Raw genomic sequence first — 18,927 nt, 5'->3', positions numbered from 1 at the left:
CCTGATCACATTCTGATAGAATATTCAATTTTTCTTCTTTTGAAAACCATTTTCCAGCCATGAAAAAACTCCCCCAAGGCAAACAGATTTTTTTATTTCATCTGTCTACCTTTAGGGGAGCATATCAATCGTTCTCCGGACTTTTTATTCCGCACGATGGCTCCGGCGCAAAATGGCTGTTCCGTATGGCGGCAACTTAACGGTTCCCTTCTTGCGGGTTCCTTTCAGCACATCTGTAAACGCCTCATCCGGGAGGGCTACGTTTTCGTTTTCCTCTGTAAAGTTTAAGAGAAAAATATAGTCATGCTTGCCGTCTGTACGCATCTGGGCCGTCACCCCGTCCGGAAGGTCTGTATCGAGCACTTTTGCGATTCCGGTTTCTTCGATGAGCTTTGAAACGAAATCCTTTTGAAAAGACGCTTCATTTCTCGATGCGATATAGTAGGCTTTCCCCGCTCCGTACAAATTGACGGTCAGAGCAGGTCGGCCCGCGTAAAAATCTTCTTCGTAAAAGGCGAGCGCTTCGGCGCCTTCAAGATGAATCAAGTCGCAAAGTTCAGCCGCTTCATAGCGTCCGCTGAGCCCGAGCCGATTATCGGCGTCCATGACGATCGCGTTCTTCTGTCCGTCGTGAAGGGCATCGATTTCTTCAGACCAGATGCCAAGCGTCTTTCTCAGACCACCGGGAAATCCTCCGAGGAAAGCCAGATCGTTTTCATCGACAATTCCCGACCAGTATGTCGCGACAAAGGTGCCGCCTTCTTGGACAAACCGCTCGATCCGTTCGGCCGTATCCTGTTTCAGCATATAAAGCATCGGTGCGATCACCAGTTTATATTTCGAAAAATCGCCGTCCATATGAATGACATCGACAGGAACCCCTTCCTGCCAGAACGGCTGGTAAAACGATTTAACCGTCCGTTCGTAGTGGAGACCGATATTGCGCGGACCTTGGGCATCTTCCAGGGCCCAGCGGTTTTCCCAGTCAAAAATAAGCGCAACTTCCGGTTCCGCCGTCGTACCGGCGATTTCATCAAGCTTGTCCAGCTTTTCACCGAGCTTTTTCACATCCTGAAAGACGCGCGTATGCTCAGAGCCCTCATGATCGACGACGGCACCGTGGAGCTTCTCGCTCGATCCGCGGCTTTTTCTCCATTGAAAATACTGGACGGTATCAGAGCCGTGGGCGACCGCCTGCAATGAGGACAGCTCATGCATGCCCGGGCGCTTCAGCTTGCTGACGTCGTGCCAGTTTGTCATGCTCGGCGTGCTTTCCATCAGCATAAACGGTTTGCCGCCTTTTAAGGAACGGTTGATATCATGAACGAAAGCGATCTCCGCCCCCAGCTCGCTGTCTGTCTGCCGATTGTTGTGCCATGCCGGATAGGAATCCCACGAAATGACGTCAAGCAGATCGACGAACTTCCAATAGTTCAGGCCCGGGAATGTTCCCATGAAATTCGTCGTGACGGGCAGTTCAGGATGAAAGGAGCGGACATGGGCGATTTCGTGGCGGCAAAAATCAACCGTCTGATCAGTGACAAAGCGCTTCCAGTCCAAATTCAGGCCGTGAACGGCGTCTTCGCCGTGGGGCGCCGGGGATTCAACCTCGTCCCAATCTGTGTAGGTATGGCTCCAGAATCCCGTCCACCATGCATGGTTCAGCTGATCGAGCGTTTTGTACTTCGCCAGAAGCCATTCCCTGAATTTGGCCTGGCACAGATCACAGTGGCATTCTCCGCTGTATTCATTGGAAATATGCCAGCCGATCACAGCCGGGTGATGAGCGTACCGTTCGGCAAGCTTGCCATTGATCACCGCCGTTTTTCGCCGATAGACAGGCGAGGTGTAGCAATGGGCATGCCGCTTTCCGTGAAGGCTCCGCACCCTGTTCGCATCCGTTCTGAGCACTTCCGGATACTTTTTGGACATCCATGCAGGTTTGGCGCCGCTCGGCGTGGCCAAAAACGCATATATGCCGTTGTCCTTGAAAGCATCCAACACGCGGTCAAGCCAGTCAAACGTAAACCGTCCTTCTTCAGGTTCAAGGGAAACCCATGAAAAAATCCCGACAGACATCACATTGCAGCGGGACAGCTTCATTAAGCGGATATCCTCTTTTAATACGTCCGGGTAATTGAGCCACTGATCCGGATTATAATCGGCTCCATGCAGCAATCGGGGAACTTTCGGGCTGATCGGGGGAAATGATGTAACCATCCGCATTTCATCCTTTCGTCTTCATTTTCATAGAACGTGATGACAGCGGCGTCTCGCTACGTTAAACGATTTTAATATAAAGGTTCGTGTATTGCCGGGATCGTCCGTTTGTTAGATTATATACGATTCTTTCCCGCCTCTTTCCTGCCTGCCGATCTGGATTTTATGGAATATTTGTAAAATATATTCTATAATTGTTATCATCAACAAATTCCGGTTCGGCATATACTTGACTAAAGCAACTATTATATTATAATTGACTAAAGCAACGATTTAACGAGAGAGAGGTTTTCATATGACGGAAGTCGACCGTTCCATCACGTTAGAATTCAGAAAGTTCAATCGATTTTACACCAATGTGCTCGGTTTTCTGAATGAACATATTTATGACAGCCCGTTTTCTCTAACGGAAACGCGGATATTATTTGAGATCAAAAATACGAGCCATTGCACGGCCAAGATCCTCCAGGATACGCTCGGCCTTGACCGCGGATATGTAAGCAGAATCATCAAACGGTTTGAAAAGGAAAACATGCTTTATAAGGAAAAAAGCGAAGAAGACAGCCGCAACCATTACCTGTATTTAACCGGGTTCGGCGAAACCATTTATAAAAAGCTCGAGGCAAAAGCAAACCAGCAAATTGAATATATGCTGGAGCATGTAGACGCTAAAAGCCAGGAAAAACTGGCTGCCGCGATGGAGACGATTGAATGCATATTGTCGGAGCAGCTCTCGCCTAAAGAATCTGCCGTTTCGATAAGAGACTACTATATTTCAGACGATATCAAGATGATCATTGAAAAACAGCGGCTATTTTATAAAGAGGCGCACGGGTGGGACCATACATTTTTGGACTACCTTCACGAGACGTTTGACGCCGACATCGAAAAGATTTGGATCGCCGAAAGCGCCGGGAGGTTCGCCGGATGCGTCGGGCTCGTCAAACACGATGACCGCACCGTACAGCTCAGATGGTTCCTGGTCGATTCCGCTTTTCGTGGCAGGGGAATCGGCAGCAGCCTGCTCAGAACGCTCATGAATTATTGCAGAGAAATGAAATTTGAACGGATTTTTCTGTGGACTGTCAGCTCAATGGCTGAAGCACGCCCTCTTTATGAAAAATTCGGATTCAGACTGACCGAGGTCAAGGATGAAGCGCCGCTATGGGGGCAGCGCCTTCAAGAAGAACGCTGGGACATTGAACTAGCCTGATGAAATGGGAGGAGCTATGAAACGAAAATTACACTACGCTTGGATTATCGTATTTGTGACATTTTTGACGCTGTTGGCCGTTCAGGGAGTCCGCCTTTCTTTCGGCGCCTTTATTCAGCCGTGGGAGGAAGAATTTTCGCTGGACAGGGGCACCATTTCGCTTATTTCCATGCTGAGTTTTATCGTCTATGGGGCCTCACAGCCTTTGATCGGCAGGCTGGTCGACAAGTTCGGCCCGAGGATCGTTTTATCCTTCAGCACGCTCCTTGTAGGCTTGAGCATCTTTTTTACATATCTCGTCACCGCCCCTTGGCAGCTGTTTATTTTGTACGGGATCATCGCTTCGCTCGGAGTGGGGGGAGCGTCAAATGTCGCTTCAACCGTTATTGTGACCAATTGGTTCAATGAGAAGCGCGGACTTGCATTCGGGATTATGGAAGCGGGGTTCGGCGCGGGGCAGATGCTTCTTGTGCCGGGGTCTTTAATGCTGATTCACTGGTTCAACTGGAAGGTGACCGTCATCGTCCTTGGAATCTTTTTAATCCTGATCGTGTTTCCGATCGTTTTATTGTTTTTACGAAACGAACCGGCAGAAAAAAACCTGCTGCCGATCGGCGGCGCCAATGCGGAAGAAACGAAAGACGAACCATCAGGCAAGGCGAAAAAAGTTCCGTACCGGGCCGTCTTTTTGAACAAAAAATTTTGGTTTCTGATTTTGCCGTTTTTCATTTGCGGGTTTACGACAACCGGATTAATGGATACGCACCTGATCCCTTTTTCTCATGATCACGGCTTTTCAACCGAAGTCACCAGTGCCGCCGTCAGCCTGCTGGCCGGATTTAACATCATCGGCATTTTAATATCCGGAGTTGTCGCAGACCGCTGGAGCAGCCGAAAAATCCTCTGTTTTCTATACGCCGTGAGGGCGCTGTCCCTTGTCATTCTGCTGACAAGCCATCAGCCGCTGCTCCTTCTTGTGTTCGCGGTATTGTTCGGCCTGGTCGACTTTGCGACTGTCGCGCCGACGCAAATGCTCGCCACGCAGTATTTCAGACAGTATTCTGTCGGCTTTATTCTCGGCTGGCTGTTTCTCAGCCATCAAATCGGCTCGGCGCTCGGGGCTTATCTGCCCGGTGTATGGTACAGCCAGACAGGCAGCTACAATCCGTCCTTCTACTTGTCGATCATCATTTTGGCGGGAGCAAGCATTTTGAACATCTTGCTGCCCGAACCGCAAAAGGTGAACCGGATACCGGAAAATCAAACAACGTCCATCGAGCAAAACTGATCATAATAAAAACCTGTTTTTGCCCTATCAAAAACAGGTTTTTACTTTGCAATTAAATGATTTCATTATGAAACTTTATTTTTATTGTATATATCAAAAGCGACGGCAACGAGAAGAACGAGCCCTTTAATAGCCTGCTGCCAGTCGATGCCGAGGCCGAGCAGGGACATGCCGTTGTTCATGACGCCCATGACGAGGCCGCCGATAATCGCCCCGCCGATCGTGCCGATTCCGCCGTAGGCTGAGGCGCCGCCGATGAAGCAGGCCGCGATGGCATCAAGCTCAAACAGGTTCCCCGCTTTCGGCGTTGCCGCATTTAAGCGCGCTGCAAAGATCAGCCCCGAAAGCGCGGCCAAGACTCCCATGTTGACAAAGACGAGGAACGTCAGCCGTTTCGTTTTGATTCCGGACAGCTCGGCAGCTTTTTCGTTCCCGCCGATCGCATAGATTCTCCGTCCGACGACCGTTTTTTTCATGACAAAGGTATAGCCCGCAATCAGTACAAACAGCGTGATCAAAATGAGCGGAATACCTTCATAGGTTGCGAGAATATAAGTAAACAGATTGATGATCGCGATGATAAACAATACTTTGACGGCAAACAGCCCTTTTCCCTGAATGTCGAATTGATATGTTTTCTGCATCCTTCTTTGCTGAAGCTGATATATAAGATAAAACACAGAGACCCCGATCCCGATAACGATTGTCGTCAGATGAAGCATGCCTCCGTTCAGCCAGTCCGGGATAAAACCCGAGGCCATCCTTTGAAAAGAAATGGGGAACGGCGCGATCGACTTGCCTTCAAGAACGATCATCGTCAGCCCCCTGAACAGGAGCATCCCCGCGAGCGTGACGATAAATGCCGGAATCTTCACATAAGCGATCCAAAAGCCCTGCCAGGCGCCGATCGCGGCTCCCAATAAAAGCGACAGCACGACGGCGGCAGAAAGCGGCATGTCATTCTGGATGATCATCATCGCTGATACGGCGCCGACAAATGCGGCGACCGAACCGACCGATAAATCGATATGTCCTGTGATAATGACAAGCATCATGCCGATCGCCAAAATGAGAATATAGCTGTTTTGCAATACGAGATTGGTAATATTCAACGGCCTGAGCAATATCCCGTCCGTCAAGATTTGAAAGAGCAGCATGATCAATACGAGCGCAATCACCATGCTGTATTTCCTGATATTCTGTTTATACATGTCGGCCAGCAGCTGAAGATATCCGGGCTGCGCCCGGTCTTTATCGGTTTGCACCGGTGTCTGCATACGCCTCTCCCCCTTTCTCCGTGCGGATGGTCATGTATTTCATCAGCCGCTCCTGGTCGGCATCTTCTTTGGCAAATTCCGCAGTGATCGCACCCTCGCACATCGTATAGATCCGGTCGCACATTCCGAGCAGTTCGGGAAGTTCTGATGAAATGATGATCACCGCTTTTCCTTCCTCGGCCAGCTGATTGATGATCGCGTAGATTTCGTATTTGGCGCCGACATCAATCCCCCGTGTCGGTTCATCGAGAATTAAAATATCGGGCTCTGCAAAGATCCACTTGCTCAGCATGACCTTCTGCTGATTTCCCCCGCTTAAATTTCCCGTTTGCTGATACACGTACGGCGTCTTGATGTTTAATTTTTTGCGGAAATCTTCTGCTTCATGCTTTTCTTTCCGCTCATCCAGCACCATGCGGTGAGACACTTTTTCCAGTTTTGCCAGGGTGATGTTTTCTTTAATGCTGTTCATTAATATCAGGCCGTTTCCTTTGCGGTCTTCGGTCACATAAACGATGCCGTTTTTGATGGCATCCTCGGTATTTTTGATGTTTAGTTCCCGGCCGTCTTTTGTGAGCGTGCCGGAAATGTTTTTCCCGTAAGAGCGGCCGAAAATGCTCATGGCAAGCTCTGTTCTGCCCGCCCCCATCAATCCGGCGATCCCTGCGATCTCGCCTTTTCTGACGGACAGATTGGCGTTTTTGACGACTTTCCGCTCCTGCCTGAGAGGATGATGGACGGTCCAGTCTTTCACTTCAAATATGACCTGACCGATATGTGCGTTTCTATCGGGATAGCGGTTTTGCAGTTCACGGCCGACCATGCCCTTAATGATCCGGTTTTCCGTCAATTCTCCGCTTTTCACGTCAAGGGTTTCAATCGTCTGACCGTCCCTGAGCACTGTAATCGAATCCGCTACCTTCGTAATTTCATTTAATTTATGAGAAATCATAATCGAGGAAATCCCCTGCCGTTTCAGCTCCAATAAAAGCTGAAGCAAATTCTCGCTGTCTGACTCGTTCAAAGCGGCAGTCGGCTCATCCAAAATCAACAGCTGCACTTTTTTAGCGAGCGCTTTCGCAATTTCCACCAGTTGCTGTTTTCCGACGCCGATTTGCGAAATCAGCGTGTCGGGCGATTCGTGAAGGCCGACCTTTTTCATCAATTCGAGCGTTTCCTGCTTTGTTTTCCGCCAGTTGATGACCCCTCTTTTTGCCTGTTCATTTCCTAAAAACAGATTTTCCGCAATGGAAAGCTCAGGAATCAGCGCAAGCTCCTGGTGAATGATAACGATTCCCGCTTCCTCGCTTTGCTTAATATTCTTAAACCGGCAGACTTCCCCTTTGTATAAAATATCACCTGTATACGTTCCGTAAGGATATACGCCGCTTAACACCTTCATCAGCGTCGATTTTCCGGCGCCGTTTTCCCCGCACAGCGCATGGATTTCGCCCGATTTGACGCGCAGGTTAACACTTTTAAGCGCTTTGACGCCCGGAAACTCTTTTGTGATGCCTCTCATCTCCAAAATGACATCCGGCATGACGTCACTTCCCTAATTCCGATTCTTTATAGTAACCGCTTTCGACCAAAACCTTTTTGTAGTTCTCTTTATCGACGACGACAGGCTCAAGCAAATAAGACGGGACGACTTTTTTTCCGTTGTCATACGTCTTTGTATCATTGACCTCGGCTTTTTTGCCCTTTAAGACCGATGTCGTCATCTCGACGGCCTTCTTCGCCAGCTCTCTCGTATCTTTAAAGATCGTTGACGTCTGCTCGCCTTTCATGATCGAATTGACCGAAGCAAGCTCTGCATCCTGTCCGGTGATGACCGGCAGCGGCTTTTTATCCGTTCCGTAGCCGGCTCCCTTTAACGATGAAATGATGCCGATGCTGATCCCGTCATACGGCGAAAGCACTGCATCCAGCTTCGCCTTTGTATAATGGGCGCTCAGCAGATTGTCCATCCGCGCTTGGGCGGTCGCGCCGTCCCATCTTAATGTTGCTCCTTGCTCAAACGAGGTCTGGCCGCTTAAGACCTTCAGCTTCCCGGAATCGATATAAGGCTTCAAAACAGACATGGCACCGTCAAAGAAAAAGTGCGCATTATTATCGTCGGGCGATCCGGCGAATAGTTCAATATTAAACGGGCCTTTTCCGTCTTTTAAGCCGAGCTTTTCTTCGATATATTTGCCTTGAAGCTCGCCGACTTTGTGATTGTCAAATGTCGCATAGTAGTCGACATGTTCGCTGTTCATGAGAAGTCTGTCGTAAGAAATGACTTTGATATCCTGTTTGCTCGCTTTTTCGAGGACATCTGTCAGCGCTTCCCCGTCAATCGAAGCGATCACGAGGACATTGACGCCTTTCGTAATCATGTTTTCAATTTGTGATACCTGGTTTTCGACCACGTCTTCCGCATATTGAAGATCCGTTTTATACCCGAGCTTTTCAAACTCTTTCACCATGTACTTCCCGTCATACACCCAGCGTTCCGAAGATTTCGTCGGCATCGAAATTCCGACATAGCCTTTCTCTTTCCCTCCGCTCGCCTGATTGCCCGAGCAGGCGGCAACCGTTAGACAAAGCAACAGCAATGCAGTCAACAGCCAGCATTTCTTCACGCTTCATATCCCCCTTTTCATTTCTCCCATCGTGAATCAAGCCAACTGTACCATTTCCCGCAATATCCGTCTTTTGAATTAATTAACTATTTTTATAAAAATCAGACTTTTTTTAAAGCGCTTACATTATGATTTTCTACCCGTTTGTTCAATTCCCGACATACGGCGGTACTGATTCGGCGTTACCCCGATCGTTTTTTTAAAAACGGTGCTGAAATAGTGCTGTGTATCATACCCGGTTTGCTCTGCGATATCATGAATCGGCAATGACGTCGTTTTCAAAAGGTGAACCGCTTTTTGCATGCGCATCTCCGTCAGCAGCTGCACAAACGTCATCCCGAGCTCACGCTTCATCATCCGGCTCAAATAGACGGACGAGACTTGCAAGGCATCTGCCGTCTGCATTAAAGAAAAATCCCTTTCAGCAAAATGCTCTTGCATATATTCCTTGGCGCGGGCCACAACCGGTGATCCCTTGAAAGACCGTGCCGCCTGTTCCCTGCAAAATTGATATGCTTCAGGTACGGTTTGCTCCCTTTCGGCAAGATTGATGAAGCAGGAGGAAACACCGGACTGCAACCCGTTCTTCATCATCTCCTCAAACGCCCTCTGTTCTTTTTCCGTCAGGATGCGCCATAAACAAACTCCTACAAGATGACCGTCTCCGAAAACAACGGCTGCTTCAGACTCTTCCTTGAAAAAACGTTCCGCTTTTTCTTTCACATGATTCGGCTCGATCGAAACATTCCCGGTGCTGACGACGCCGAGCATGTCCGGTATCCGCGGCGGAAGCCGGAGGCTCTCGAGCTGTGCGCAGACTTCCTCTTCGCGAATCTGCCCTTTTACCCAATGTTGAAACACATGCTCTTTCAAAAGGCTGAGATTTTTTTGAATATGCAATTGGTCGCGCTGCTTCTTTTTTTCGGCGGCAAGCGAGCTGCTGATATTCTGAAGCACTTTGTCGAGCTGGCCCGGTTCCACAGGCTTTAGCAAATAATCATCGACCTGTAAACGAATCGCTTCCTGGGCGTATGAAAACTGATCATAGCCTGTCACGATGACAAACCGGCACAGCGGCAGCGCCTGGCGCAGCTTCTTCATCAGCGTCAAACCGTTTACGGTCGGCATGTTCAAGTCGACGATCAATAAATCGATCGAATGTTTAAGGGCGAGCTCAAAGGCTTCCTCTCCATTTTCCGCCTCAGCCGCCACCTCCATGCGGTACCGCTCCCATGAAACGGCATCGCGGATCCCCTCCCTGATCCAAGGCTCATCATCAGCAATTAATACGCGCCATTCTTCACTCAAGTGCATTCACTCCCTTTTAAAATCGGCAGCCGGATTGTAACGGAGGTTCCCGCTCCTTTTTGGCTTTCGACCGTTAAACCGTACGGCTCCCCGAAAGTAAGGAGAATCCGTTCATGAACATTGATCATTCCGTAGCCTGCCGTGCTTTCCCCCATTTTCAACTGTCTGGAAATACGCTCTAATGCAGAAACATCCATTCCGGCTCCGTCATCTTCAACGCGTATGAACAGACAGCCGTCTGCTTCCTCTCCTTTGATGCTGATATGCCCCGCCCCCTTCTTTTCTTTAATGCCGTGATAAATCGCGTTTTCCACAATGGGCTGAAGGACGAGTTTGAGGATAAAGCGCTCACCCTCTATTGCAGGCGGAACAATCGAATAATTCAGCTTATCCCGGTATCTCGCTTTTTGGATTTTCAAATAGTTTTCAACATGGGCGAATTCGTCCGATAAAGGAATGATGTCCCGGCCCTTGCTTAACGATATGCGAAACAGCTTTGATAAAGCCTGCACCAAATCTGTCACCTCATGCGCACCTTTTTTTCTCGCCATCCAGTTGATCGTATCCAGGGTGTTGTATAGAAAATGGGGATTGATTTGCGCCTGCAAAGCTCTTAATTCAGCCTCCCGTTTTTGCCGCTCCTGTCTTTCGGTTAATGTCATCAGCTCTTTGATCCTGAGCATCAAGCTGTTGAAGCTTCTTCCCAAAAGGCCGATTTCATCCTGCCTGTCCTCTTCGTAAAGCGTCGAAAAATCTCCGCCTTCTGCTTTTTGCATAAAAGAATTCAGCTTCAAAATCGGCTTTGACATCGAATGGGACAAATAATAGGAAGCCGTCATTCCCAAAAACGCTGCCGTAAGCAAAAACAGCATCACGTATAAGTGGATTTCCTTCACTTCAAAGACCGGTTCATCCGTTTTAAAGACGCCGATCGTCGTCCAGTTCGTAAAACCGGAAGTCTCATAAATAAACTGGTATTCCTCTCCTTTGATCCGCTTCGTAAAGTCCCCCGAGCTTTCCCTTTGAAACCACTTCTTCGGCAAAAACAGCTGCGAAGATTCCGGTGAATAAATATTGCCGCCGTTTTCATCCATAATCAGCAAATAACCCGTTTTTCCCAAACGGATATTTTTCGTCGCTTCAGCGAGCACCCTCAGCTTCAGATCGATTAAAATGACGCCTTTGACACGCTGCGTCTCTGGATCGATCACGGCTCTGACGGCTGTGACGACTTCGTCTTCCCCGTAGCCGACATGGCTTCTGATATTCCGGTTAACGGGCTTTCCGATCATCTTGAAAATCCCTTCATTCTTCACGGCCTCCCGATACCACGGCTCCTCCGTCAAATCGGTCTTTGTCCGTTCATACATCTCATTGCTGATCATGTCCCCTCTGTCATTGACAACGAGAATGCCCGCCGCTTCAGAGTATAAAGAAGTCAGCCCCTGCAAAAACGTCCGCCGCATATAATCCGCTTCACCGTCTTCTTTTTGAAGATAAAAAAACGCTTCCATTTCGTCATTCGTCGAAATCAAATATGTCAGGTTCTGCATGTGGCTGACATAGACCTCTGTCGTCTTATTCACTTCGCCGATTAATTGCAGCGTATGGTCGATCACCTGTTTTTCGATGATGCTTTCAACCGCCCACCCCGACAGAATGCCAAGACCGATCGACGGTAGCATGCTGATCAAAAGCAAAAGGCTGATCAGCTTATAGCGGATCGGTGCATTGTTGATCGCAAGCTTAATCATTCGCATAGTAGGATTCTACATTTTCCTTTGTGATAATCGTAATGCCCGTATCGATCGACGACGGAAGCGGACGTGCGGTTTTCATGCCAGGCGGGAAATGGCGGCTCGAAAGGAACAGCATATGAAGTGACCAGTAGCCCATCTGCCACGTGTCCTGGCCGAGGGTTGCGGCAATCGATCCATCTTTGATGCCGTCCAGCGTTTTTTTGTCTTTATCAAAGCCGATGATGCTGACTTTTCCTGTCAATCCGGCGGATTTCACAGCCTGTGCCACCCCGCTGGCGCCATTCGCTTCAGTCGTGAAAATCCCTTTAATGTGCGGATTTTTCTTCAATAATGCTTCAGCCTGTTTTTTCGAAGCGAGTTCATCCCCTTTTCCGTCGAGAACCGCAGCTACCTTCATCTCCGGATAGCTCTGTTCGATCGTTTTCTTAAAGCCCTTCGTCCTTTCCTGATGATTGTATTGATGAGGCTGGGTGATCACGGCCGTTTCCCCTTTTCCTTTCAAAAGCTTCGCCATTTTATGGGCGGCCTCGGCGCCGGCTTCCCTGTTATTCGTGCCGATGTACGTCGAAGCATTGCTCCCCGGCGCGTCTGAATCAAAAAGAACGATTGGAATCCCCTGTTCGTGCGCTTTATTGATAACGGAATCGAGCACCTTCGGATCAATCGCCGAAACCGCGATCCCCGCCGGTTTTTTGGCGATCACCTGCTCCAGCACGGTCATTTGTTCATGGGCATCATAATGAGCCGCACCTCGGTATTCGACAGATACATTGAAAAGCTGTGCAGCATCTTCAAAGCCTTTCAAACCGCTTTTCCAATATTCAATCCCGGACTGAAACGTCACCATCACGAACTTTTCCGACAGACTCCCTGTTAAAGGCCCGCCTCCTTCATTTGAAGGGGCTTTTTCGCCGCGGGAATAATTGTAGACATAAACAAAAAACAAACAAAGCAAGACCGCATACACCATCAGCAGCTTTTTCATCTTCATCCCCCTGTTGATACAGGAAACAAGACAGCGGTTTCAAACGGTTCGATTTCAGCATTATATTTTCCATAGCTTCTGATACAGACGTTGGAGAAGTCTTTGTCCCCTTTTTCCTCTTTGTGTATATGAAACACCTAAACTATTTGACATTTCGGGTGAAAAACCTTGTTCGGCCATTTTTTTCTTAACATAACCTTAAATTTCTCGAAAAAGCAAATAAATACCATAACAGAAGGACTAGGTCTTAAGGTCTATACATTGGTTGATAGAGTGCAGATTACTGGAAGTTTCAGCATTTCCATATTACACGCGATTTTCAGGGTCATGGTAACGGTTCATTTTTCCTATTCAACTTATTTATACCATGTAGTAACATTAAAAAGGTCCTTTTTCGAATAACTACCAATATGCCATTTGAATCAAGTCATTAGGAGGTGGCAGATCATGATCATCTGGGAAAAAACGAAGCTATTTACCATGCAAGGCACGCTCAACATCAAAAAAGAAGAGCTGGTACAGCTGAAAAATTGCGAAACCGAGCTGAAAGGCGTAAGAGAGGAATTTAACGATTCGAAAAGCAGCATCAAAAAGCCAGGACTTTCTGCGAAAACGTGGCAGGGCAGTCTTGCCGACTCTTTTAAAGACGTCAGAAATGATATGAAATCAGCCTATGACGATATTTGCGGTAAACAATTTGATGATCTGTTTGAAAAATTAAACGAGGGCATCAAATCATTAAACAGCGAAATCGACTCGCTCGGCAAAGATATCAGCTCACTTCATAAAAAGATAGAAAAGCTGGAAAAAGAAGCGAAAAAAGCTCACCACTAAAGGAGTCTGAGAACATGAGCCAAGAAATCAAAGTCAAAACTGGTGAAGTCAAACAAGCACTCTCAAAGCTGAAGCATTCGGCACACGCGCTCAAGCCAAGTGTTCCGACGGACATTAAAGGCCAAAATAAGCTCGATGTCGCCGACAAAATCGAAGACATGAACAAAGACTTAAAAAAGCTGACAACAGCCTACGCTTCAGCGCTCTCAAAACAAATCGCCCAAACCGAATCAGCCGTAGAGATGATGAAAGATACAGACAAAAAGCTGGCATCATCGATGAAAGCAAAATAGAAGGAAGGGAATCGCATTGAAAACATTAGATGTCCAGGCCTTTCAAAAAGGCCTTGATCAAACGCTCTCAGAATTGAAAAATCAAAAAGACGACATTTCAAAAGTCAAGCAAAGCGTCAAAGGCATCACCTCTCTCGACGACGCTTTACAAGGCGCAGGCGGCGAAGCGATCCGTTCCTTCTATGAAGAGTGCCACACGACTTTTCTTCTTTTTTATGAATCTTTTATTTCCGACTATAAAGGACTTTTAGAAAAGACGAAAAGTGCGCTTCATTCCCTGGAACCCAACCAAGACGGATTCATCTCACAGAGCTTTCTCGAAAACGAACTCCATGACGGCGTCAGCCAGGCTGAATCGCTGACAGCAAGACTGACGGCAAAAGCCAATCAGACAGCCGCCACAGTCAGCCACATTGTCAGCCTCCCCACCTTAGATGACACCGCCGTCAGCGAAAACGCCAAAAAAGCCCAAAGACAAATCAGCGACACGCTCGAAAAACTCCACACCTTTGACCGGGAACAGACAAATTCGCTAAAGGCGGCAAGGCAGGACCTCGACACGATGATGCAGTACATTGAACAGCTGGAGAAGATGTATACGGGGCCGAAGATTGAGATTCAGGATTATCAGAGCGGGTCGATCCTGAAGCCGCAAAACGATTCAACAATCAATCAAGCTTCCGGCGGCTTGCAAAGCGGTGTAGAGGACACCGTCGAAACACCGATGGAGAAGATGCTTGGACGGCTGGAAGAAAAAGCGGAAGCGTCATTAAAGAAAACGGATAAACAGGATAAGGACAAATCGAATACAGTGCACGAAATCCTTAGTTATTTTGAAACAATCGGAGAACCGTTAGATGTCGGTGATAAAGCCTTATTAGGGTATCACGCAGCAAATGCAACCGCATCAATCGCTTGGACGCGAAAGTTAAAAATTTATTATCAAGGAGGAAAACCGACTAAGTGGCAACGAATTAAAGGTGAATATAAATTCCAGGTCATGACACATCGTTCTTGGACTTCTCAAGGGGATTACAGTTCCAAAATTGCAAGTAAAATTAAAGGTTTCTCGAATTCCAACCCATCAAACCCTTTACTGAAAAAAGCACAAAATTTTGTCGCTTCATATGATAGTCCATCTATGTTGTTTAAACATGCTGTTGGTTTTCCTAAAAATCAGCATACCTTTATAGATGGAAAAGAGTTTCGTAAGAGAACGGCTCTAAGGACAAAAGCAGGTACGGCTGATATAATTGAGTCTACTGCTAAAGTAAAAGGACTCACAGCAGTAGAAAAGAGTATTCCTTTTGTTAGTAGTGCAGTTACTATAGGTTCAAATCTTACAGAATATACTGACCCAGCGAATTCAGATAAAACATTTTTTGAAAAAACAGGGCGTGCTGTAACAGGTATCGGCGTAGATGTTGCTGCTGTTTCTGCAGGCACTGAAATCGGCGCAACAATTGGAAGTGTTGGCGGCCCTGTAGGGGTGATTGTTGGAGGAGCCATAGGTGGAGTAGCCGGAGCTTTTGCTAGTTCCACCTATGGTGATGCCATTAAAGATGCCGGAGAAAAAGTTGCTGGTTCTATTGAAGACGGTGTTAAGAGTGGGATTGAATCCATAAAAAAATGGTTTAATTAACATGGGAGGAAATATGTCCGCTGACACTTTTGTTGAATATGCAGAATATGTAATCGCCATTATTTTAAGTGCTCAATTTGCCTTTGGACTTGTTACTTTATTACTTGGATATATGATTATGGATTATTATGAGCGCGGAACTTTTAGTGAACCTTCAAATCTATTTCAAAAATTTGTGAATAGCTGGTTTGCACTCATTTTTGGTGCCAGTTATTTTGCATACAAACGACTATACAAATATAACTGGTTCCTGAGAAAACTCTATTATGCACTTTATCTTCTTGGAAGCGGAATTCTAAGTATCATTATCTTTTATATTTTATCTTTCATTCTTCATTCAATTTTCAGAGTATAACTAAAAGGATGTGAAAATATTGAAACATATCATAACTTGTACATCTGAAGAACTAGCGATACTCGTAACTTTATGCGATTTCCCAGATGTAGCTAAAGGTATTGCAGAGGCATCTTTAGGAAAAAAATCAAGAAAAGAATGGGACGCAATTGCAGCCGCAACCGTCAACCAGCTCATTTTAAAACAATACTGGAACGAAGAAAAAAGTGCAAAAGACGAAAATCCTTTAAGCGAAGAAATGCAGAAATTCATCGTTTCCTACGTGAATTCAGAACAAATGATCCGCTGTTCCAACCTTGACAATAAAAACACTTTAATGCTTCACCATTTTGAAAATGAAACATGGCTTTTCCATATGATTGACCGCGACATCATCCATGAATTTGCGTATGCCGACGAGCAGGAAATTGCTGAGCTGATGAAAGACTATTACCGCTTTTCAGCTGATGAAGAGCATGTCCCTTTAAAATTCCGTCTTTCAGATAAATGCTTTGACTGGCTGAGTAATAAAGACATGACAGAAAAGGTTCGGAAGAAAAGTTCTTTTTCACCTGAGGAAGAACATAGCTTTAAACAATTGATAGCCGATCTTGAAGCAAACCAATGGTCGCTAAACAATATTTCACATTTTTACATCCCAAGCTTAGACGATGGACCATTCTTGCAAAATATCGTCTTCTTTATTCCATCTGCCCGCGGTGTTTGGGTTGCCCAGTATGATGAACACAATGAAAAACCTGTACATATTTCATTAAAGACACTTGAACAATGGAACCAATTATTAAAAGGGCTTGAATATACAGTATCTTTTCAAAATACATAATGCAGCAATGCGAGAATGAATACATTTCAAAGCATCTCACCCCCCGGGATGCTTTCTCTTATGCTAATTTTAGACAGCTGAAAGATCAGATGGATGAAAATTAAAAGAGTCTTTTCCATTCAGGAAATTATACATAGACATCTGCATGCTGATAAGCCATCTGCTATAAAAACGTAGAATGTTATTATGCATGATGTATTCCTAGATTTAATATGCGACATCCCCTCTTCGTAAAAAGCAACAGGCGTATCCCTTGGCTTTTAATCACTCGGAACATTGTGATTTCCAAGGCCACCAATAAAAAGGAGTTTTTTTTGATGAAATACGAAAAAAATTTTCTATATAAAAAAATAAACGAAGCAATGATCATCTTCACGATTTCATTTCCTGTAGTGGGTATCTTTTTTGTGATCGCTACGATATGGGTTTTATGGGAACAAGCCCCTTCACAAATTCCCTTGTTTGTTTCGGTTATCAGCTTATTTTATTTCGTTCTTCCATTCCTATTGCATATTTACAGAAAAAAGATATTTTCAAAAAAATATATGCAGAAGAATAGAAATGCAGAGGGATAAAACAATGAAACATAACAGCAGAGGAATACAAGCTTTGCTGATATTAAAAGAAACAGCTACTTACAAACATTTACCTTACAGTATTCAATCTCATTTAACGCCTTTCATTAGCCGGAAAACAAAATCGGGAATTGCCTGTTTTATCGTTTTGATGCACGATATGTTTCGCTATACAAGGAGAGGTCATTTTGAAAAGCAGGATTAAAATCATTCTCTCAATCTATTCTCTTCATGTGACAATCATTCTTTTGACCGGCCTTGTCAAACCATCAATGAACTGGAAGGAAAAGGTTTCTGTCACCGGCTTTATGTTCGTTTCAGTTTCTTTTTTCGCATTCATCATTTATGTGTTGTTAAACAAGCTGATGAAAGATCAAAGCGGGCCTCAATGCAACATCGTTGCGAAAATCTTTTGGAAAAAATACAGAAAGCCGTTCACGCTCTCTTTCTATCTCATCGGCATCCTGATTGCTGGAACATCTGTCTTTTCCCGGAATGATCTTTCTTTCGCATGGGAAATCCGCCGTGTTTGCGATTCTGTTGGCTGTGTTATCGGGCAGCTTTTTTGCGGCTTATCAAGTGACGAATAAAATGCTGAATCAGTCTTGCTTAGATAGTATGCCTAATGAAGAATGAAAAGGAAGATCTTTGGCAGCAAAATATTATGCTAATAAAAGGATGTTAGTGGCGATGATACGCTTTCCTTCTTTCCGGGTTTTAAATAACGAAAGAAATATTTTCAGAAATACCCGCTGCCATTTCAGCAATTTCTTTTGTTTTTTTCGTTCCTCTTTTCATTCTTTATTTTATCCGAAAAAGGATTTTGTAAAAAAACACTGAGTCTGCAATTGATAAAGGAGTTATCATGTCACCTCCAATTTTTGTTGAGTATACCGAGTATTTAATCGCCGGTATGTTCGGCGCACACTTCGCTTACAGTTTTTGCATTTTAATAATTGAACGTCAATTGATGAAAGAATATGAAAAAATGATTTTTTTAAAACCTGAAAATCCGTCCCAAAAAATAACCAATCTATTCGTTTTCCTTCTTGTAGGTACCGGTTATTTTGTTTGCAGACGTCTTCAAAGATATAACTGGTTCTTAAGAAAACTATATTTCGCTCTTTACCTGCTCGGAAAAGGAATTATAAGTATCGTGATCTTCTATATTTTATCTTCAATTCTTCATTTTATTTTTAGAGTTTAAATCAAATTCAAGACTGGAGAGATAGAAATGCGCAAATTTTTACAAAAACCGAGAAACAAAGCGATCTTTGGCGTCTATCTGTTTTTCGTGTGCGGTTCCCTTATCACCATTCCCTTTAACCCCGAAATGGGCTGGGGGGAAAAACTGTTTATGATCTGTTTTAATATCATTTCAGCGACGATATTCGCGTTTATCTTTTATGTCTTGTTAAATAAACTGATGAAAGATGAAGACCGCAAACATCCGGCAGCCCTTGAAAGAAACGGGATCAACCAGGTCATATGGAAAAAGTACAAAAAGCCGCTGATCCTGTTTTTTTATTTTGGAGGCTTGTTTGCCGTCTGTGGGGCTGTCCTTCCCATGCCGATGTATACCGTTGCTGAAAAGCTCGTGAGCCTTTTGATCGCCATTGTTTTGCTCACAATAGGCTGTATCCTGGCTTATAAAGTGACGAATAAAATGCTGCAGAAATAATTGAAAGGACCATGGCGTACCATGGTCCTCAGCTTGTAGAGAAAAA

General features: G+C 45.5%; 18 protein-coding genes. 11 read left to right on the top strand and 7 right to left on the bottom strand.

Annotated elements, in window-relative coordinates:
* Positions 1–144: 144 nt before the first annotated feature.
* Complete coding sequence (locus tag V7126_RS20975) at positions 145–2,220, bottom strand: beta-galactosidase (RefSeq protein WP_335498786.1); 2,076 nt, start codon at positions 2,218–2,220, stop codon at positions 145–147.
* A 295-nt stretch (positions 2,221–2,515) separates the two neighbouring features.
* Between V7126_RS20975 and V7126_RS20970 the strand changes: the two genes are divergently transcribed.
* Together V7126_RS20970 and V7126_RS20965 are read left to right on the top strand one after the other, a co-directional pair.
* Positions 2,516–3,433 (top strand): bifunctional helix-turn-helix transcriptional regulator/GNAT family N-acetyltransferase, encoded by a 918-nt coding sequence (locus tag V7126_RS20970; protein ID WP_335498784.1) that lies wholly within the window; start codon positions 2,516–2,518, stop codon positions 3,431–3,433.
* Positions 3,434–3,449: 16 nt separating this feature from the next.
* Positions 3,450–4,721, top strand: a complete 1,272-nt coding sequence (locus V7126_RS20965; protein WP_046133054.1) for an MFS transporter — start codon at positions 3,450–3,452, stop codon at positions 4,719–4,721.
* Between the two features lie 65 nt (positions 4,722–4,786).
* On the opposite strand, the gene mmsB is transcribed toward V7126_RS20965, so the two are convergent.
* The 6 genes from mmsB to V7126_RS20935 all read right to left on the bottom strand — a co-directional run bounded on the left by mmsB (position 4,787) and on the right by V7126_RS20935 (position 12,678).
* A complete protein-coding gene (gene mmsB / locus V7126_RS20960) occupies positions 4,787–5,998 on the bottom strand; it encodes a multiple monosaccharide ABC transporter permease (protein ID WP_335498778.1) in 1,212 nt (403 codons plus the stop codon).
* Positions 5,973–7,541: a multiple monosaccharide ABC transporter ATP-binding protein gene (gene mmsA, locus V7126_RS20955; RefSeq protein WP_335498776.1), complete on the bottom strand. Its 1,569-nt coding sequence runs from the start codon at positions 7,539–7,541 to the stop codon at positions 5,973–5,975. The genes mmsB and mmsA overlap by 26 nt, the downstream gene beginning before the upstream one ends.
* A 4-nt stretch (positions 7,542–7,545) precedes the next feature.
* Positions 7,546–8,625, bottom strand: coding sequence for a multiple monosaccharide ABC transporter substrate-binding protein (gene chvE / locus V7126_RS20950; protein ID WP_046133057.1), 1,080 nt, complete (start codon positions 8,623–8,625; stop codon positions 7,546–7,548).
* 126 nt (positions 8,626–8,751) lie between these two features.
* Positions 8,752–9,939, bottom strand: coding sequence for a response regulator transcription factor (locus V7126_RS20945; protein ID WP_438823813.1), 1,188 nt, complete (start codon positions 9,937–9,939; stop codon positions 8,752–8,754).
* On the bottom strand, positions 9,930–11,687 hold the full coding sequence (locus V7126_RS20940) for a cache domain-containing sensor histidine kinase (protein ID WP_335498769.1): 1,758 nt from the start codon (positions 11,685–11,687) through the stop codon (positions 9,930–9,932). The genes V7126_RS20945 and V7126_RS20940 overlap by 10 nt, the downstream gene beginning before the upstream one ends.
* The gene (locus V7126_RS20935) at positions 11,680–12,678 is read right to left on the bottom strand and encodes a substrate-binding domain-containing protein (RefSeq protein WP_335498767.1); all 999 of its coding nucleotides are present in this window, start codon (positions 12,676–12,678) and stop codon (positions 11,680–11,682) included. Before V7126_RS20935 ends, V7126_RS20940 begins: the two co-directional genes overlap by 8 nt.
* Before the next feature lie 447 nt (positions 12,679–13,125).
* On the opposite strand from V7126_RS20935, the gene V7126_RS20930 reads away from it, so the two are divergent.
* From V7126_RS20930 to V7126_RS20890, 9 genes are all read left to right on the top strand, one after another.
* Positions 13,126–13,512: a YwqH-like family protein gene (locus V7126_RS20930; protein ID WP_335498764.1), complete on the top strand. Its 387-nt coding sequence runs from the start codon at positions 13,126–13,128 to the stop codon at positions 13,510–13,512.
* 14 nt (positions 13,513–13,526) lie between these two features.
* Entirely contained in the window at positions 13,527–13,805 is a 279-nt protein-coding gene (locus tag V7126_RS20925; RefSeq protein ID WP_046133061.1) for a YwqI/YxiC family protein, read from the top strand.
* 16 nt (positions 13,806–13,821) lie between these two features.
* Positions 13,822–15,447, top strand: coding sequence for a ribonuclease YeeF family protein (locus V7126_RS20920; protein WP_335498762.1), 1,626 nt, complete (start codon positions 13,822–13,824; stop codon positions 15,445–15,447).
* A 13-nt stretch (positions 15,448–15,460) separates the two neighbouring features.
* Positions 15,461–15,802, top strand: a complete 342-nt coding sequence (locus V7126_RS20915) for a hypothetical protein (RefSeq protein ID WP_326288977.1) — start codon at positions 15,461–15,463, stop codon at positions 15,800–15,802.
* Positions 15,803–15,821: 19 nt separating this feature from the next.
* Positions 15,822–16,625, top strand: coding sequence for a hypothetical protein (locus V7126_RS20910; protein WP_335498757.1), 804 nt, complete (start codon positions 15,822–15,824; stop codon positions 16,623–16,625).
* 317 nt (positions 16,626–16,942) lie between these two features.
* Positions 16,943–17,200 (top strand): hypothetical protein, encoded by a 258-nt coding sequence (locus V7126_RS20905; RefSeq protein WP_335498754.1) that lies wholly within the window; start codon positions 16,943–16,945, stop codon positions 17,198–17,200.
* Between the two features lie 4 nt (positions 17,201–17,204).
* Positions 17,205–17,405: a hypothetical protein gene (locus tag V7126_RS20900; RefSeq protein WP_335498752.1), complete on the top strand. Its 201-nt coding sequence runs from the start codon at positions 17,205–17,207 to the stop codon at positions 17,403–17,405.
* Positions 17,389–17,790, top strand: a complete 402-nt coding sequence (locus tag V7126_RS20895; RefSeq protein ID WP_335498749.1) for a hypothetical protein — start codon at positions 17,389–17,391, stop codon at positions 17,788–17,790. The genes V7126_RS20900 and V7126_RS20895 overlap by 17 nt, the downstream gene beginning before the upstream one ends.
* A 644-nt stretch (positions 17,791–18,434) precedes the next feature.
* Positions 18,435–18,881, top strand: coding sequence for a hypothetical protein (locus tag V7126_RS20890; protein WP_335498746.1), 447 nt, complete (start codon positions 18,435–18,437; stop codon positions 18,879–18,881).
* The last annotated feature ends 46 nt before the right edge of the window (positions 18,882–18,927 follow it).

Source organism: Bacillus sp. JJ675, from assembly GCF_036963165.1.
Lineage (GTDB): Bacteria > Bacillota > Bacilli > Bacillales > Bacillaceae > Bacillus > Bacillus glycinifermentans.
The sequence above is the reverse complement of the archived record's forward strand: the minus strand, read 5'-3'. Positions and strand labels throughout refer to the sequence as shown.

Excerpts from the sequence above, each read along its gene's own strand:
- V7126_RS20975 (WP_335498786.1), bottom strand. The coding sequence starts at position 2,220 with ATGGTTACATCATTTCCCCCGATCAGCCCGAAAGTTCCCCGATTGCTG.
- V7126_RS20970 (WP_335498784.1), top strand. The coding sequence starts at position 2,516 with ATGACGGAAGTCGACCGTTCCATCACGTTAGAATTCAGAAAGTTCAAT.
- V7126_RS20965 (WP_046133054.1), top strand. The coding sequence starts at position 3,450 with ATGAAACGAAAATTACACTACGCTTGGATTATCGTATTTGTGACATTT.
- mmsB (WP_335498778.1), bottom strand. The coding sequence starts at position 5,998 with ATGCAGACACCGGTGCAAACCGATAAAGACCGGGCGCAGCCCGGATAT.
- mmsA (WP_335498776.1), bottom strand. The coding sequence starts at position 7,541 with ATGCCGGATGTCATTTTGGAGATGAGAGGCATCACAAAAGAGTTTCCG.
- V7126_RS20945 (WP_438823813.1), bottom strand. The coding sequence starts at position 9,939 with ATGCACTTGAGTGAAGAATGGCGCGTATTAATTGCTGATGATGAGCCT.
- V7126_RS20940 (WP_335498769.1), bottom strand. The coding sequence starts at position 11,687 with ATGATTAAGCTTGCGATCAACAATGCACCGATCCGCTATAAGCTGATC.
- V7126_RS20935 (WP_335498767.1), bottom strand. The coding sequence starts at position 12,678 with ATGAAAAAGCTGCTGATGGTGTATGCGGTCTTGCTTTGTTTGTTTTTT.
- V7126_RS20930 (WP_335498764.1), top strand. The coding sequence starts at position 13,126 with ATGATCATCTGGGAAAAAACGAAGCTATTTACCATGCAAGGCACGCTC.
- V7126_RS20925 (WP_046133061.1), top strand. The coding sequence starts at position 13,527 with ATGAGCCAAGAAATCAAAGTCAAAACTGGTGAAGTCAAACAAGCACTC.
- V7126_RS20915 (WP_326288977.1), top strand. The coding sequence starts at position 15,461 with ATGTCCGCTGACACTTTTGTTGAATATGCAGAATATGTAATCGCCATT.
- V7126_RS20905 (WP_335498754.1), top strand. The coding sequence starts at position 16,943 with ATGAAATACGAAAAAAATTTTCTATATAAAAAAATAAACGAAGCAATG.
- V7126_RS20900 (WP_335498752.1), top strand. The coding sequence starts at position 17,205 with ATGAAACATAACAGCAGAGGAATACAAGCTTTGCTGATATTAAAAGAA.
- V7126_RS20890 (WP_335498746.1), top strand. The coding sequence starts at position 18,435 with ATGCGCAAATTTTTACAAAAACCGAGAAACAAAGCGATCTTTGGCGTC.